At 68.2% G+C, this 15133-nt stretch carries 14 protein-coding genes; 5 read left to right on the forward strand and 9 right to left on the reverse strand.

From position 1 onward, the window contains the following. Positions 1-426: site-specific integrase (locus BSTEL_RS04160; RefSeq protein WP_162178977.1), on the reverse strand; the 426-nt coding region annotated here is incomplete at its 3' end. Between the two features lie 104 nt (positions 427-530). Here BSTEL_RS04160 and BSTEL_RS04165 point away from each other — a divergent pair. From BSTEL_RS04165 to BSTEL_RS04175, 3 genes are all read left to right on the forward strand, one after another. After that, positions 531-1385 (forward strand): ABC transporter ATP-binding protein, encoded by an 855-nt coding sequence (locus tag BSTEL_RS04165; RefSeq protein WP_051922841.1) that lies wholly within the window; start codon positions 531-533, stop codon positions 1383-1385. Continuing rightward, complete coding sequence (locus BSTEL_RS04170; RefSeq protein ID WP_034527499.1) at positions 1382-4273, forward strand: ABC transporter permease; 2892 nt, start codon at positions 1382-1384, stop codon at positions 4271-4273. Before BSTEL_RS04165 ends, BSTEL_RS04170 begins: the two co-directional genes overlap by 4 nt. 105 nt (positions 4274-4378) lie before the next feature. Beyond that, positions 4379-4630, forward strand: a complete 252-nt coding sequence (locus tag BSTEL_RS04175; protein ID WP_034527796.1) for a DUF6725 family protein — start codon at positions 4379-4381, stop codon at positions 4628-4630. Between the two features lie 77 nt (positions 4631-4707). Here the strand turns inward: BSTEL_RS04175 and BSTEL_RS04180 are convergent, their stop codons facing one another. The 6 genes from BSTEL_RS04180 to BSTEL_RS04205 form a co-directional block, all read right to left on the reverse strand. Continuing rightward, the gene (locus BSTEL_RS04180; RefSeq protein ID WP_084686116.1) at positions 4708-5820 is read right to left on the reverse strand and encodes a prephenate dehydrogenase; all 1113 of its coding nucleotides are present in this window, start codon (positions 5818-5820) and stop codon (positions 4708-4710) included. 8 nt (positions 5821-5828) lie between these two features. Beyond that, positions 5829-6854 (reverse strand): prephenate dehydratase, encoded by a 1026-nt coding sequence (locus tag BSTEL_RS04185; protein ID WP_034527502.1) that lies wholly within the window; start codon positions 6852-6854, stop codon positions 5829-5831. Between the two features lie 17 nt (positions 6855-6871). Continuing rightward, a complete protein-coding gene (locus tag BSTEL_RS04190; RefSeq protein ID WP_238567620.1) occupies positions 6872-7327 on the reverse strand; it encodes an alcohol dehydrogenase in 456 nt (151 codons plus the stop codon). Between the two features lie 4 nt (positions 7328-7331). Then, positions 7332-9263, reverse strand: a complete 1932-nt coding sequence (gene typA, locus BSTEL_RS04195) for a translational GTPase TypA (protein ID WP_034527503.1) — start codon at positions 9261-9263, stop codon at positions 7332-7334. Between the two features lie 190 nt (positions 9264-9453). Continuing rightward, on the reverse strand, positions 9454-11343 hold the full coding sequence (asnB, locus tag BSTEL_RS04200; protein WP_034527506.1) for an asparagine synthase (glutamine-hydrolyzing): 1890 nt from the start codon (positions 11341-11343) through the stop codon (positions 9454-9456). Between the two features lie 180 nt (positions 11344-11523). Further along, entirely contained in the window at positions 11524-12510 is a 987-nt protein-coding gene (locus tag BSTEL_RS04205; RefSeq protein ID WP_034527508.1) for a 4-hydroxy-3-methylbut-2-enyl diphosphate reductase, read from the reverse strand. Between the two features lie 221 nt (positions 12511-12731). Here BSTEL_RS04205 and BSTEL_RS04210 point away from each other — a divergent pair, with 221 nt between their 5' ends. Further along, positions 12732-13682, forward strand: coding sequence for an aldose 1-epimerase family protein (locus BSTEL_RS04210; protein ID WP_034527510.1), 951 nt, complete (start codon positions 12732-12734; stop codon positions 13680-13682). A gap of 129 nt (positions 13683-13811) precedes the next feature. Beyond that, on the forward strand, positions 13812-13886 hold the full coding sequence (locus BSTEL_RS12980; RefSeq protein WP_003817083.1) for a 50S ribosomal protein bL37: 75 nt from the start codon (positions 13812-13814) through the stop codon (positions 13884-13886). Positions 13887-14054: 168 nt separating this feature from the next. Here the strand turns inward: BSTEL_RS12980 and BSTEL_RS04215 are convergent, their stop codons facing one another. Both BSTEL_RS04215 and BSTEL_RS04220 read right to left on the reverse strand, forming a co-directional pair. Then, positions 14055-14354: a hypothetical protein gene (locus BSTEL_RS04215; protein ID WP_034527513.1), complete on the reverse strand. Its 300-nt coding sequence runs from the start codon at positions 14352-14354 to the stop codon at positions 14055-14057. Next, positions 14351-15046 carry a sigma-70 family RNA polymerase sigma factor gene (locus tag BSTEL_RS04220; protein ID WP_084686106.1) on the reverse strand — a complete coding sequence of 232 codons (696 nt, stop codon included), beginning with the start codon at positions 15044-15046 and terminating at the stop codon, positions 14351-14353. The genes BSTEL_RS04215 and BSTEL_RS04220 overlap by 4 nt, the downstream gene beginning before the upstream one ends. Between the last annotated feature and the right edge of the window lie 87 nt (positions 15047-15133).

The raw sequence follows: 15133 nt of genomic DNA on the forward strand, positions 1-15133 counted from the left end.
CCCGGCGTCATCGTCCGCGACCGCGCCGGGGCCGCCGGCGCGCGCATCGTCGTCGGCCGTGTCCATCAGCTTCTCGGCCTGCGACTCGGTGAGCACGGCCGGCAGCGTGTCGGGGATCTTCGGCGTCATCAGCATCGCCGCCGGGTCCGAGGCCGTCACCCCGTGATCGCGCGCCCACGAGAAGAAACGGCGCACGGACACGGTCTTGCGGGCCATGCTGGAACGGGCGTGCGAGCGTGATTCGCGGGCCATCCACGCACGCAGGTCCTCGAGCGTCACCTCGTTGAGGTCCTCGACGCCGAGCGTCTCGAGCAGACGCAGGCACTCCCCCACATCCGCGCCGTACGCCTTGAGCGTATTCGCGCTCAGGCCGCGGTTCGCGCCGAGGAACGCCAGGAACGCGCGCAGCTGACCGTCGAACCGCATGGGGTCCCCTTTCCCTGTCTCCCGGGCCGCCCGCGGCGGCCGGCGGCCCGACGGCCGCCTTCGGATAGACTATAACCGTTCGCAACACGGGGAAACGGGGCAAGATGGCACGACATTCGGCCGCATCGGTGGCGGCGCTGAAGGACAGGGTCGACGACGGGCCGGGGACGGCGCCGGACGCGGTCGCGCGGGCCATCGACCTGACGAAGGCCTACGGGGACGCCGACGCGCGGGTGGTGGCGCTCGACCATGTGAACGTCTCGTTCACGCGTGGCGAGATGACCGCCATCATGGGCCCGTCCGGATCGGGCAAGTCCACGCTCATGCACTGCATGGCCGGCCTCGACACGCCCACCTCGGGCCGCGTGGTGGTCGAAGGGCTCGAGGTCTCGTCGATGAACCAGCGGCAGCTCACGAAACTGCGCCGCACGCGGATCGGGTTCATCTTCCAATCGTTCAACCTGGTGCCCACGCTGAGCGCCGAGGAGAACATCCTGCTGCCGCTGCAGATCGCGAAACGGCCCATCGACCGCGCCTGGTTCGACAAGGTCGTCGACGTCACTGGACTGCGCCCGCGCCTGTCGCACCGTCCCAGTCAGCTGTCCGGCGGCCAGCAGCAGCGCGTCGCCTGCGCCCGCGCCATCATGGCCAGGCCGTCGGTCATCTTCGCCGACGAGCCGACCGGCAACCTCGACTCGCGTTCCAGCCGCGAGGTGCTCGGCTTCCTCAAGGATTCGGTGCACGAGTACGGCCAGACCATCGTGATGGTGACGCACGACCCGCGCGCCGCCTCGTACGCGGACCGCGTGCTCGTGCTCGCCGACGGGCGCATCACCCGCGACCTGAGGCACCCCTCCTACGAGAAGATCCTCGACGTGTTCGCCACCGAAGGCGACGAGGACCGGGAGAACGGTCCCGCGCAGGCGGCGGACGCGCATGGCGCGGGGGCCGGCGCATGATCCGCATCGGCCTGCGCGACGCCCGCGCGCACCTGCCGCGCTTCGTGATGTCGATCATCGCCATCGCCCTCGGCGTGTCCTTCGTGGTCGGCTCGTTCTGCTTCCGCGAGATGATGAACGACCAGGTGGACCAGATGCTCGGCTCGAACACCGACGCCGACGTGTACGTGCGCGGCGTCGCGGAGAGGAAGGACGACGCCTCCGCGGCGACGGCGACCGGCTCGGACGGCTCGTCCTCGTCCCTGAAGACCTACAACGACATCGACGTCTCGCTCGTGGACGACGTCGCCAAGGTCGCGGGCGTCGCGAGGGCCGGGGTCACCTATTCGACGTCCGGCACGCTCGTGCTCGTCGCGAAGGACGGCAACGCGGTCTCCTCGATGGGCTCGCCGACGATGGGCATCGGTCTGGAAAAGGGGACGTGGAGGTCGGCCCGGCTGGAGCACGGCCGGTGGGCGAGAAACCGGCATGAAATCGCCCTGCACGCGTTCACCGCCAAGACGGCGGGCCTCGGGGTGGGTGACACGACGAAGCTCGTCTACCCGTCCGGACCCGAGGACGTGAAGGTGGTCGGCGTGTTCGACACCGACGTCTCCCAGGCGGGCGCGATCATCATCGGGCTCGCCCCGTCGGTGGCCAGGGAGGTCGTCCAGGAGAAGACCGGCGAGATCGGGGTCACGCAGTACATCACCGTGTACGGTTCGGCCGACGGCGGCGGCCCGCTGAACGACGCGCAGCAGCGCGAACTCGCCGCGCGCGTGAGGAAGGCGCTGCCGAAGGGGTCGAAGGCCACGGCGATCACCGGCGACCGGCTGCGCGACGAATACTCGCGGTCCATCAAGGACCAGCTGGGCTTCATCCAGCCGCTCATCCTCATCTTCGGCGTCATCGCGCTGTTCGTCGGCTCGTTCATCATCGCGAACACGTTCTCGATGATCGTGCGCGAATCGATGCGCCGCTATGCGCTGCTGCGCTCGGTGGGCGCCTCCCCCGCCCAGGTGTTCTCCACGGTCGTCGTGCAGGCGCTGCTGCTCGGCCTGGTCGGTTCGGGCGCGGGCATCGCGCTCGGCTGGGGCATGGTGCGCCTCATCGTCTTCGGCCTCGCGCAGGCGGGCACGCCGATGACCGGCGCCGCGACGCCGGGCCCCACGGACATGCTCGTCGGCCTCGCCGTCGGATTGGCCGTCACGCTCGTCGGGGCGGCGCTTCCCGCACGCCGCGCCGCGACCGCGCCGCCCATCCAGGCGATGAACGAGACCGTGAACCCGGAGAAGCCGGTCCTGCCGCGTGGCGTCGCCGGCGTCGCGATGGTCGTGCTCGGCGCGGCGTGCTGGGCGTACTGCGTGGCGGTCGCACGCGCCGGCGACACGGGCGATCCCACGCCGTTCGCGCCGCTCAACGCGCTGGCGGAACGCGTGGGCGCGGGCTGGCCGCTCGGCGCGGGCGCGGCGTTGATCGTCGTGGGCGTGATCGTGCTCTCCCCCGCGCTGGTCGCCCCCGCGGGCACGGTGCTCGGCTGGCTGCCCGCGCTCGTGTTCCCGGTGACCGGACGCCTCGCCACGCGCAATCTCGCACGGCAGAAACGACGCACCGCGAACACGGCGGCCGCCCTGTTCGTCGGCGTGGCGATCGTGAGCTGCCTGGCGGTGGTCGCCTCCTCGGCGAAGGCCTCGGTCGCCGGCATCGTCGACACGGGGCTCAAATCCGATTTCACCGCCATGTCCGCGTCCTCGGGGCGCATCCCCGACGATGCGGTCTCGGCGATCAGGAAGACGAAGGGCGTGGCCTCCGTGTCGCAAAGCCGCATGCTCATGGGCGTCACCTACGGTTCGGGCAAGGACGCGGCACAGGCGATGACGTTCGCCGAGCAGCCGTCCCTGTTCTCCAAGGTGTTCGCCCCCGTGACCAATGCGGGCGACGCGGACGGGGCGCTTAAAAGCGGGGAGCTCGTCGTCGGCCTCACCGTCGCGCAGGACAACGGCTGGAAGGTCGGCGACACGGTGCGTGTCAACGGCAGACGCGTCGTCGTCGACGAAGAGGCCACCGCGAAGGCGCAGGCCGATTACCGGGCGCAGGCGGAGGCGAAAACCGCCGACCTCACGGCCCAGGCGCAGCAGCTCGCCGCAGCGGGCGACGCGGACGGCGCGCAGGCCAAGGCCGACGAGGCGCGGCGGGCGGCCGAGGACGCCGCGGACGTGGACCCGTCCACGCTGGTGCGCACGACGACCGAGACCACGCATGTGAAGGTGAAGGTCGGCGCGATCATCGAGAATTCCGTCTACCGGTCGATGGTGCTGATGAACGACGACCTCGCCGAACGGGTGAACAACGAGAACACGATGTTCACCATCATGCTGTTCGTCAACGCGCGCGACGGCGCCGACACGGCCACTGTGAAGAAGCGCCTCGTCAAGGCGGTCAAGCCGTTCTACGTGATCAACGTGCAGGACCGCGACGAGTTCAAATCCTCGATGTCCACGATGGTCGACCAGATCCTCATCATCCTGTACGCGCTGCTCGCCCTGTCCATCGTCATCGCCGTGTTCGGCATCGTGAACACGCTCGCCCTGAGCGTGTCGGAGCGCACGCGCGAGATCGGCCTGCTGCGCGCGGTGGGCACGTCGCGCGGCCAGGTGCGCGGCATGCTGGCCATCGAGGCGTCGCTGATCGCCATGCTCGGCACGCTGCTCGGCGTGGTCGTGGGCGTGGCGGCGGGCGCGGTGATCCGCGAGGTGTATGCGTCGAACGGCTTGGAACGGTTGTCGATCCCGTGGGGGCAGTTGGGCGTGTTCCTCGCCGCGTCGATCCTCGTAGGCATCGTGGCCGCGCTGCCGCCGGCTCGACGCGCATTGAAGGTGCCGGTGCTCGACGCCGTGGCGACGGACTGACGGCATGTCGGTACGCGCGGCGGACGGGCGACGCGCGTACAGTGGAAAGACCGGGCGGCGCGAATGGCCGCGGCCGCCGAAACAACGCCGTTTGGGGAGGGCATCATGGCATTGCCGAGACAGATACCGTCGGGCGCACGCATCGTCGTGCGCGTCATCGAAGGCGTGGATCCGACCGACGGGCGCACCAAGTTCCGCGATTATGTGGGCCACGTGCTCGGCTGGGACGGGCGCACGCTCGAACTGTCGCGCGACGCGGCCGCGAACGGCTCACGCCCGCAGCAGCACGTGGCGATCGACGCGGACACGATCGCCACGCTGAAACCGGTGCCGGAGCGGCCGCGGACAAGGCCGTAGGGCAGGAGACGACGGACCCGGGCACCCCACCCGCCGGCGGTGCCGGCACCCTCCCCTCCCGGGGAGGGAAACTCCGATCACACGGCGGAACGGATTTCGGCACGGGCGGCGCCGGGACCGTCGAAGGCGATGATGTGCTCGCCGCGTCGCGCGGAGGCGAGTAGTTCGCCCCGCCAGTCGCCGGTCGGGTCGATGCGCAGTTCGACCGTCTCATATGGATGCCGCTCCCCCGCCGGCGCGGTCTGCGCGGCGATGGCGCGCTGGGCGGCCTTGTAGTCGCGGAACGGCTGGCCTTCGGCGAAGAAGCCGAGCATGTCGGTCCGCGACTGTGATTCGACGGCGATGTCGCGCTCGTCCCGCTCGTCGTGCAGCAGGTTCGCGACCGTGAGCAGCCGTGCGGCCACGTCGCGCAGCAGCCGTTCGACGTTCTCCGCGTCCTCCTCGACCATGGCGCGCGTGCGGTCCGGGTCGGTCAGGGCGACGCGCGTCATGTCGCGCCAGCTGCCCGCGGCGAGCGCGGCCGCGATGTTGCGGTCGGGGCTGGCGACGAGCGTGTTGACCATCGCCGTGGCGACGACGTGCGGCATGTGGCTGATGAGCGCGGCCGCCCTGTCGTGCGTGTCGTCGTCGAGGACGATCACCCGGTCGCCGACGCCGGCGGTGATGAGCCAGGCGACGGTGAGGAAGCGCGCGTAGTCGGTCGTCCCGTCGACGGTGATGGCCCACAGGGCGTCGTCGTAGAGGTGCGGGTCGGCGGCCGCCCAGCCGGACAGTTCGTTGCCGGCCATCGGATGCGCGCCCACGTAGCGGCTCCCGAGCCCGGCGGCCTTCACCTGGTCGCGCACCATGCCCTTGACGCTGCCCACGTCGGTGAGCGTCACGTCGAGGCCGGGGGTTCCGTCGATCAGGGGTTTGAGCACGGCGAGGATGGCGGGCATCGCCTTCAGCGGATTGCACAGGATAATCGTCGAGGGCCGTGCGGCGATGAGCGCGTCGAGCGTCGGCACGCAGCGGATGCCCGCCTTCTCTGCCTCGGCGTACGGGTGGGGGCGGTGGTTCCATGCGACGACGTCGATGCCGCGGGCGACGAGTCTGCGGGCGAGCGAGCCGCCGATCAGGCCGAGTCCGATGATGCCGATAGGCCCGGCGGACGCATGCGCGGATTGGCCGGCGGTCGTAGCGGTCGTGATGGTCGTGTCTACCACAGCAGTTCCCTTCTCGTGGTCTCGGTCTCCCGCCAGTCGTCGCTGATGCGCGTCGCGTCGAGGTGCACGCCGCCCTGCGGCAGCCGCCACGCCTCGACGGGCGGGTTGGAGCGTTCGCGCCGCGGGTAGACGGCGAGCGTCTTCAGCCAGATGCCGTGCGCGGCGAGCGTGGCGAGCACGTCGCGGAAGCGCGGCTCCCACGGCGCGGCGTCGAGCGTGTCGATGAAGCTGTACGTGCCGTCGTCGCCTTTGATCGGACGGGACATGAAGCTCGTCATGTTGAGTCCCGCGTCACGCAGGATGTCGAGCACGTTGGCGACGACGCCGGGGCCGGTGACGAGTGGAATGAACGTGATGATCGTCTCGAAGTCGGTGTCGCGCGCGCGTGCGCGGTCGTTCGACGCGCGCACGTCGTCGCGCCTGCCGAGGACGAGGAAGTCGGTGTGCGCGCCCGCGAAGTCCTGCACGCGTGCGGCGAGCGTGTCGAGCCCGTAGAGTTCGCCGCAGATGCGCGGCCCGAGCGCGACGCCTCCCGGCTCGAGGTCGCGGCAGGCGGCCGCGTTCGACGATGCGGGCGTGGGCGTCAGATGATGGTCGACGATGAAGCGCTTGCACTGGGCGAGACCGTGCGGGTGCGCGCTGACGGGAATCACGCCGGAATCCGCGTCGGAGACGGTTCCGGCGGCGTCGCGCGCGGCGAACGGGTCGTCGCCGCGTCGCGTGAACGCGTCGAACGCGACGTCGACGCGCACGCGCGCGAGACCGGCGACGTCGCCCGCGTCGATGAGCGCGTCGAGGTTCGGCACGACGTAGCCTTCGACGTTGTTCTCCCACGCGATGACGCCGAGACCGCGGCCGGAGCGGACGGCCTCCATGATGGCGGGGACGTCGGGCAGGGGGACGAGGTCGAAGCCCGTCTTCCCCGCCGTCTCATCCGCGAGCTGCGCGGCGGCCTCCATGGCCGCCTGATGCGTGAACGTGCCTTCCGGCCCGAGATAGAACAGGGTTTCGCGTGTCATAGGACACCACTGTACCGTCATTCGCCTTTCGGGGCGGGGATGCGGAACCATGATGCGGGCAGGACCAGCATGGCGACCTGTATGAGAATCACGCCGTACAGCCAGATGTAGCCGGCGTGCTGGCTGAAGAACGTGGTCGGCGTGCTGAAGCCGGCGACCACGAGCGTGTCGCCGCCCGGGCCGCCGAACAGGGCGAGACCCCATGCGACGGCCGACGAGACGATGAGATGCAGGGCGAGGCCGGTCACGCCCTGGCGCGCGCGGGCGCAATAGGTGGACAGGGCGACGATGAGGAACGCGAGCAGAAGCCCGTAGGGGATGTTCACGGCCGCGCCCATGCGGTGCGCGAGCGTGCCGACGAACGCGGCGCCCGCGCCAGCGAGCAGCGTGACGGCGGTCCGGCCCAACGGGCCGAACCGGTGCGACCACGGCCGCTCGTCGGAGTCGGCCGTGGTCTTCACGTGCTGCGTCACTTCGTCACTTGCCCTGCTGGGCGGCGTTCTGGCGGCGCTGCTTGGCGCGCCACTTGTACCAGTCCTCGCGGCCGAGGATGATCTTGCGCACGCGGATGGACTCCGGGGTGACCTCGACGCACTCGTCCTCGTTCGCGAAGTCGAGGGACTCCTCGAGGCTCATCTTGATCGGCGGGGTGAGCGTCTCGAGCACGTCGGCGGTGGAGGAGCGCATGTTGGTCATGTGCTTGGCGAGCGTGATGTTCACGTCCAGCTCGTCGGGCTTGTTGTTCACGCCCACGACCTGGCCCTCGTACACCGGGGACTGCGGCTCGACGAAGAAGTTGCCGCGCGCCTGGAGGCGCTGCATGGCGTACGGGGTGGCGACGCCCTGGCGGTCGGAGACCATCGAGCCGTTCTGGCGGATGGTGATCTGGCCGGCCCACGGCGCGTAGCCGGCGGAGATGGAGGAGGAGATGCCGGTGCCGCGGGTGGCGCTCAGCAGCGCGGTGCGGAAGCCGATGAGGCCGCGGGACGGGACGGTGAACTGCAGACGCACCCAGCCGGAGCCGTGGTTGGTCATGCCGTCCATGCGGCCCTTGCGGTCGGCCATGAGCTGGGTGACGGTGCCCATGTACTCCTCGGGCACGTCGATGGTGGTGTTCTCCATCGGCTCGTTGACCACGCCGTCGATCTTCTTGGTGACGACCTGCGGGCGGCCGACGGTCAGCTCGTAGCCCTCGCGGCGCATCTGCTCGGCGAGCACGGCCAGGGCGAGCTCGCCGCGGCCCTGGACCTCCCAAGCGTCCGGACGGTCGGTGGGCAGCACCTTGATGGACACGTTGCCGATGAGCTCGCGGTCGAGGCGGTCCTTGATCATGCGGGCGGTGAGCTTGTGGTCCTTGCCCTCGGTGCCGGCCAGCGGGGAGTCGTTGACGCCGAAGGTCATGGAGATGGCCGGGTCGTCGACGTGGATGAGCGGCAGCGGCTTCGGGTCGTTCGGGTCGACGATGGTCTCGCCGATCATGATGTCGTTGACGCCGGCGACGGCGACGATGTCGCCGGGGCCCGCGGACTCGACGGGCTGGCGCTCGAGGCCCTGCGTGCGCAGCAGCTCGGCGACGCGGAAGTTCTCGATGGAGCCGTCGACGCGGCTCAGACCGTAGGTCTTGCCCTTCTCCAGCGTGCCGTTGTAGATGCGCACGAGGCCGAGACGGCCGAGGAAGTCGGAGGAGTCGATGTTGGCGACGTGGGCCTGCAGCGGCGCGCCCTCCTCGTACTCCGGGGCGGGGATGTTGGAGATGATGGCCTCGAACAGCGGCTCGAGGTTGTCGTTGTCCGGCAGCCCGCCGTTCTCCGGCTGGTTGGCGGAGGCGTAGCCGGCCTTGGCGGCGCAGTAGATGACCGGCATCTCGAGCAGCTGGTCGAGATCAAGGTCGATGCCCTCGTGCTGCACGTCGTCGGCCAGGCCGAGCAGCAGGTCGGAGGTCTCGCCGACGACCTCCTCGATGCGGGCGTCCGGACGGTCGACCTTGTTCACGCACAGGATGACCGGCAGCTTCGCCTCGAGCGCCTTGCGCAGCACGAAACGGGTCTGCGGCAGCGGGCCCTCGGAGGCGTCGACGAGCAGGACGACGCCGTCGACCATGGAGATGCCGCGCTCGACCTCGCCGCCGAAATCGGCGTGGCCGGGGGTGTCGATGATGTTGAGGGTGATGCCCTCCGGGTGGCCGTACTTGGCGGCCAGCGGGCCGGTGTACTCGACGGCCGTGTTCTTCGCGAGGATGGTGATGCCCTTCTCGCGTTCCAGATCGTTGGAGTCCATCACGCGATCCGGCACTTCCTCGCGCTCGTTGAACACGTGGGACTGCTGGAGCATCGCGTTCACCAGCGTGGTCTTGCCGTGGTCGACGTGAGCCACAATCGCCACATTACGGATATCACCGCGAACCGCCATCGAAACCTCTCTTGATTGATTCTGTTTGTTCTTGTCGCGTAACCGCGCGGCGCGGGGCCTGTCCCGCGCGCCGCCCTCCCGACAGTATGGACAGCATGGATTGGTCCAACCTGTGTGTGCACACAAACCGCACTGATGATAGCCGGAAGGCTTGACCGCGGTCGCGGTCAAGCCTTCCGATGAACGGCGCTCAGTCGCCCAGGTCGAGCACGGCCGGCTTGGAGCCGTCGTGCACGAAGTACACGTCGTACCAGGTGAGGAACGTGTAGATGGTCCAGATGCGGCGGCGGTCGTCGGTCTTGCCCGCGTAGTTGTCGTCGAGCATCTTGAGGATCGCGTCCTGGTCGAAGAACTCGTTCACGTAATCGCGCTCGAACACGGAGCGCACCAGCTTGTAGTACTTCTCCTCGCGCAGCCACTTCTTGATCGGCACGGGGAAGCCGAGCTTCTCGCGGCTCTTCCACTCCTCGGGCAGGTGGCGGCCGGCGGCCTGGCGGAACGCGTACTTGGTGTTCTCGTCGTTGATGAGCCACTTGGTGGGCACCTGTTCGGCGACGCCCATGAGCACCTTGTCGAGCAGCGGCACGCGCAGCTCGAGCGAATGGGCCATGGTGAGCTTGTCCGCCTTGAGGAGGATGTCGCCGGGCATCCACTGGTGCATGTCGAGGTACTGCTTCTTCTTGAGCTCGCTCAGTCCCTTGCCCTCGATGCGGGCGTAGGTCTTGTCGACGATGCTCTGCACGCTGGGCGCCTTGCGGTACGCGGGCTTCAGGATGCGGTCGGACTCGGACTCCTCGAACACGCGGGCCTGGCCGATGAAGCTCTCCTCGGCGGGCGCGAGGTTCGCGTACAGGTGCCATGCGCCGTGGAAGGTCTTGCCCTTGCACCAGCGGGCGATGGCGTGGCGGGCTCCGGCGGGCAGGTGGGTGAGCCAGCGGGTGACGACCTTGATGACCTTCGACTTCGTGTGCACGCCGTAGTCGATGTAGCCGCCGAACAGCTCGTCGGCGCCCTCGCCGGAGAGCACGACCTTGACGTCGTGCGCGGCGAGCTTCGAGAGGAAGAACAGCGGCACGCAGCTCGGGTTGGAGTCGGGCTCGTCGAGATGCCATTGGATCTGCGGGAAGGCGCTGAACGCCTCCTCGTCGGTCAGTGCCTCGGCCGTGTTGTTGAGCTTGAGGATCTCGGCGAGTTCGCCGGCCTGCTGGCTCTCGTTGTAGGTGCCCTTGCCGAAGCCGATCGAATACGTGTGCTGCGGTCGGGCCACGGCGGCCACGTAGCTGGAGTCCACGCCGGAGGAGAGGAACGAGCCGACCTCCACGTCGGCGATCTGGTGGGCCTTGACGGATCCCATGACCGTGTCGTCGATGGTGTCGACGAGGTGGTCGAGGGTCACGTCCGACTCGCGGAAGCGCTCGTCGTAGTAGCGGTGGATGTCCATCTTCCCGTCGCGGTACGTGAAGTAGTGGCCTTCGGGCAGCTTGAACACGCCCTTGAAGAAGGTCTCGGCGAACGGCGGGTACTGGAAGGTCATGTACGGCTTCAGCGCCTCGCGGTTGAGCTCCTTGACGAAGTCGGGGTGCTGCAGCAGGCTCTTGATCTCGGAGGCGTACATGAACGTGCCGTTCATCTTCGCGTAGTAGAAGGGCTTGATGCCGAAGTGGTCGCGCGCGCCGAACAGCTCCTTCCTGGTCTTGTCCCAAATCACGAAGGTGAACATGCCGCGGATCTTCTGCAGCAGCTCGACGCCCCACTCCTCGTAGCCGTGCAGCAGCACCTCGGTGTCGGATTCGGTGGTGAACGTGTGCCCGGCCTCGATGAGCTGGGCGCGCAGCGGCTGGTAGTTGTAGATCTCGCCGTTGAACGTGATGACGAGGTTGCCGTCCTCGTTGTAGATGGGCTGCTGGCCGCCGCCGAGGTCGATGATGCTCAGGCGCCGGTGGCCGAGCGCCACGTGCTCGTCCACGTACTTGCCTTCCGAATCGGGTCCGCGGTGGGCGATGATGTCGGTCATCCGCTTGATGACCGGGCACTTGACGTCGATCGGGTCGTCGTTGACGAATCCGGCGATTCCGCACATAAGGTATTCCATCTCCTCGGGGTTGATTTCGACTGCCAATACCCTACCAACGCGATGTGACGGTCCTGTGCATCGCCGCCGGAGAATCCTATCGCCTGCGGAGTTCCGCAGACTGAGCCGTATGGTACTGAGCCGTATGGTGGAAAGCCCAGTGGGCTTTCCGTAGGCGAAGTGAGCGGTTTACCGCGAAGGCTGCCTGCGGAGTTCCGCAGGCAGCACGAAGTGCATCGTCTCCTTGGTGGTCTCCACCGATTCGACGTCCGTGTAGCCGAGTTCCCGCAGCGCGGCGATCACGCCGTCCACGTACTCCTCGGGCACGGACGCGCCGGAGGAGACGCCGACCGCCTCGACGCCCTCGAACCATGCGGGGTCGAGGTCGCCGGCGTCGTCGACCCGGTGGGCGCGGCCGCGCTCCCCCAGCCCCTCCTGTGCGACCTCGACAAGGCGCACGGAGTTCGACGAGTTCGCCGACCCCACGATCACGACGCATCCGGAGCGTTCGGCGACGAGCTTGACGGCGGCCTGGCGGTTGGAGGTCGCATAGCAGATGTCCGAGCTGGGCGGCATCTCGATCCACGGGAAGCGGGCCTTCAGCGCGGCGATCGTGCCGGCCGTCTCGTCGACGCTCAGCGTGGTCTGGCTCAGGAGCACGAGCTTCGTGTCCGGCGTGAAGTCCAGCCCCTCGACGTCGCGCTCGTGCTCGATCAGATGCACGTGCTCCGGGGCCTCCCCCACGACGCCGACCGCCTCGTCGTGGCCCTTGTGACCGATGTAGACGATCTCGTAGCCGGAACGCGCGAACCGCAGCACCTCGCGGTGCACCTTGGCGACGAGCGGACAGGTGGCGTCCACCACGTTGAGCCCGCGCGCCTTCGCCTCCGCCTTGACGGCGGGCGACACGCCGTGCGCGGAGAACACGACCGGCACGCCAGCGGCGGCGGCCTCGTCGGGGATCTCGTCCAGCTCCTCGACGAACACCGCGCCCTGCGAGGCGAGATCCTCGACCACATGCTTGTTGTGCACAATCTGCCGGCGCACGTACACGGGCGGCAGATCGCCGTCCGGCGCGCCGTGCGAACCCTTGAGGATCGTGCGCACAGTGAGGATCGCCCGGTCCACGCCGGCGCAGAATCCGCGCGGATCGGCCAATACGATGCGTTTCGCCATGGGTATCAGGGACCTTTCTCGATCGTCTCGGGCATCGGCGCGCCCCGCGCCGCAATCGTTACGCATGCACTCTACCGCACCGCCGGCGACCTGCGACGCGCGATTCGCGGGAGACGCACGGGCGCGTGACGTGAAAATAACGCTAGACTGGACGTGTTAGCGATAACGCACGTTGTCGCGCACACCGCAAACAACTTCATATTCACTCTGGAGTGAGATATATGGCCAAGAACCTTCCCCCGCGCACGGGGCAGCAGTACACGATCACCCACGGCGACTACAAGGCCGTCATCACCGAACTGGGCGCGACGATGCGCGAAGTCACCTACAAGGGCAGGAACGTGATCGTCCCGCTCGGACCGGACGACCCCGTCACCTGCTGCCACGGCCAGCTGCTCGTGCCGTTCCCGAACCGCATCGAAGGCGGCGTCTACACCTTCGAAGGCAAGACCTACGAATTGCCGATCGACGAGCACGACAGGAACACCGCCATCCACGGCTACGGCTACCGCTCCTTCTGGAAGCTGGAGACCCTCACCGAGAACTCCGTCACCCAGTCCTGGCGCGTGCCGTTCCTGCTCGGCTACCCGTTCGACGTGACCGTCACCGCGACGCACGAGCTCACCGACGACGGCCTGAAGGTCACCGTCGAGGCCGCCAACAACGGCGACGTCGACGCCCCGTGGGCGCTCGCCATCCACCCGTGGCTCGACAACGGCTTCAACGGCTACGGCGACGAGATCGACGGCCACAACGCGCAGTGCACGCTCACCGTGCCGGCGCGCACGCACGTCACCGTCGACGAGAACCTCATCCCGACCGGCACCGAACCGGTGGACGGCACGAAGTACGACTTCCGCGAGCCGCGTCTGATCACCGAGCAGCCGTACGACGACGCGTGGACGGACGTCGAGCACGCCGCCGACGGCACCACGACCGCCGTGTTCCACCGCCCGGACGGCCTGACCGTCCACGTGGGCGGCGACGAGACGGTCACCTCGTTCCAGGTGTGCACCGGCACCGGCTTCCCGGCGTCCAAGCATCCGGCGGGCACCGCGGTCGAGCCGCAGACCGCCTACGCGAACGCGTTCAACACCGGCAAGGACCTCATCGCGATCAAGCCGGGCGAGTCCAGCGTGACGAAGCTGTTCATCAAGGCCGAGATCGACTGACGCCATCTCGCCACGGTACGCGCCGCGAACCGCGTTTCCGGCTCCCGTCCGAAACGCGGTTTGCGGCGCGTCCGCGTCCTGTGGCATAATGCCGAAGGCTTATTTATCTTTCCAGTAAAGGAGTCCATCATGGGCATGCGCGGACGTAAGCGCAAGGATCGTCGTAAGAAGGCCGCCAACCACGGCAAGCGCCCCAACGCCTGATTCTTGTCTGTTCAAGACGCGGAAAACCCGCCTGAGCCTCACGGCCCGGCGGGTTTTCTCATATCCGCGTCTTCGTTCGGCTCCCTCTGACGAGGGAGCTGTCGGCGAAGCCGACTGAGGGAGAGATATCGCGAACGAAGTCCCACATGCCCCGCGCGAGGCACCCGCTCACTGTTCGCAGCAGTGGTCGAGGCATGCCTTGAGTCTCGCCTTGAGACATTCCGGCGCCGATTCGGGCCGCAGATAGGCACGCAACGCGGCGATCATCGCCTGCTCCCGCTCGGAGCAGCAGGTCGCGGGGTCGAAGCACTCCCCCACATCGCCCATGTCACGACCGGCATCGGCCGCGGAATCCACGTCGACGACGCGCGTCTCGGTGATGCGCACCTCGGTATGGCTGACGACGCCATCCGCCGACGTGCGGGTGACGGCGATGCGACGCACATGCTCCACCGGCATCTGGCTCATCGCGTCTCCTTTCCCTGTGCGGATTCCCGCCTGACGGTTCCATTATCGCCGGAAACGCGTGAACCGGCACGCCCCCGCCCCGACTTCGCCGAGGGTGAACCGGAGCCGGAGGACGGCTTAGCCGGCAGCTGCGACCCGTACCCGTGTTCGCGCGCGTAGGACGCGAGCTCGTGCTTGAGCTGGGTGCGCGCGCGGTTGAGCCGGCTCATCACCGTGCCGATGGCGACGCCCTGCTCCTCAGCGACCTGCCGGTACGTCTTGCCGTCGATCGCCGTGTCGATGAACACCTGCCGCCGTTCGGGAGACAGCTTCGCCAGCGCCTGCATGATCTCCTCGGGCGCGAACGCGTCCAGATACTCGTCCTCCGCGGATTTGAGCCCGTCCGAGGAATGTTCGGACGCCTCGTACAGGTCCCAGTCGTCGTATTCGCCGCTCGTATCGTTCGCCCGCTGCGGGCGCCGCTTCGCCTTCGCGTACTGGTTGAAGTAGGCGTTGCGTTCGATGGTCGTCATCCACGCCTCGAAGTTCGTCCCCGGCGTGAACGAATCGAACGCCTTGAACCCCTTCTCGAAGGTGTCCTGCACGAGATCCTGCGCATCGTCCGGATCGTTGGTCAGGCGCATCGCCCGCCGGTAGAGCGCGTCGAGCGCGGGCATGGCGAGCTTCTCGAAGCGCGCGCGGCGCTGAGCCATCGTCTCTTTCGTCTCGCTGGTCACGATTGCCCATTGTAATCGCCGCAGGCCGCGTATCCGGGCATATCCGGCGGTAGAATCCAAGCA

The organism is Bifidobacterium stellenboschense, from assembly GCF_000741785.1.
GTDB classification, from domain to species: domain Bacteria; phylum Actinomycetota; class Actinomycetes; order Actinomycetales; family Bifidobacteriaceae; genus Bifidobacterium; species Bifidobacterium stellenboschense.

Excerpts from the sequence above, each read along its gene's own strand:
- BSTEL_RS04165 (WP_051922841.1), top strand. The coding sequence starts at position 531 with ATGGCACGACATTCGGCCGCATCGGTGGCGGCGCTGAAGGACAGGGTC.
- BSTEL_RS04170 (WP_034527499.1), top strand. The coding sequence starts at position 1,382 with ATGATCCGCATCGGCCTGCGCGACGCCCGCGCGCACCTGCCGCGCTTC.
- BSTEL_RS04175 (WP_034527796.1), top strand. The coding sequence starts at position 4,379 with ATGGCATTGCCGAGACAGATACCGTCGGGCGCACGCATCGTCGTGCGC.
- BSTEL_RS04185 (WP_034527502.1), bottom strand. The coding sequence starts at position 6,854 with ATGACACGCGAAACCCTGTTCTATCTCGGGCCGGAAGGCACGTTCACG.
- typA (WP_034527503.1), bottom strand. The coding sequence starts at position 9,263 with ATGGCGGTTCGCGGTGATATCCGTAATGTGGCGATTGTGGCTCACGTC.
- asnB (WP_034527506.1), bottom strand. The coding sequence starts at position 11,343 with ATGTGCGGAATCGCCGGATTCGTCAACGACGACCCGATCGACGTCAAG.
- BSTEL_RS04205 (WP_034527508.1), bottom strand. The coding sequence starts at position 12,510 with ATGGCGAAACGCATCGTATTGGCCGATCCGCGCGGATTCTGCGCCGGC.
- BSTEL_RS04210 (WP_034527510.1), top strand. The coding sequence starts at position 12,732 with ATGGCCAAGAACCTTCCCCCGCGCACGGGGCAGCAGTACACGATCACC.
- BSTEL_RS04215 (WP_034527513.1), bottom strand. The coding sequence starts at position 14,354 with ATGAGCCAGATGCCGGTGGAGCATGTGCGTCGCATCGCCGTCACCCGC.
- BSTEL_RS04220 (WP_084686106.1), bottom strand. The coding sequence starts at position 15,046 with ATGGCTCAGCGCCGCGCGCGCTTCGAGAAGCTCGCCATGCCCGCGCTC.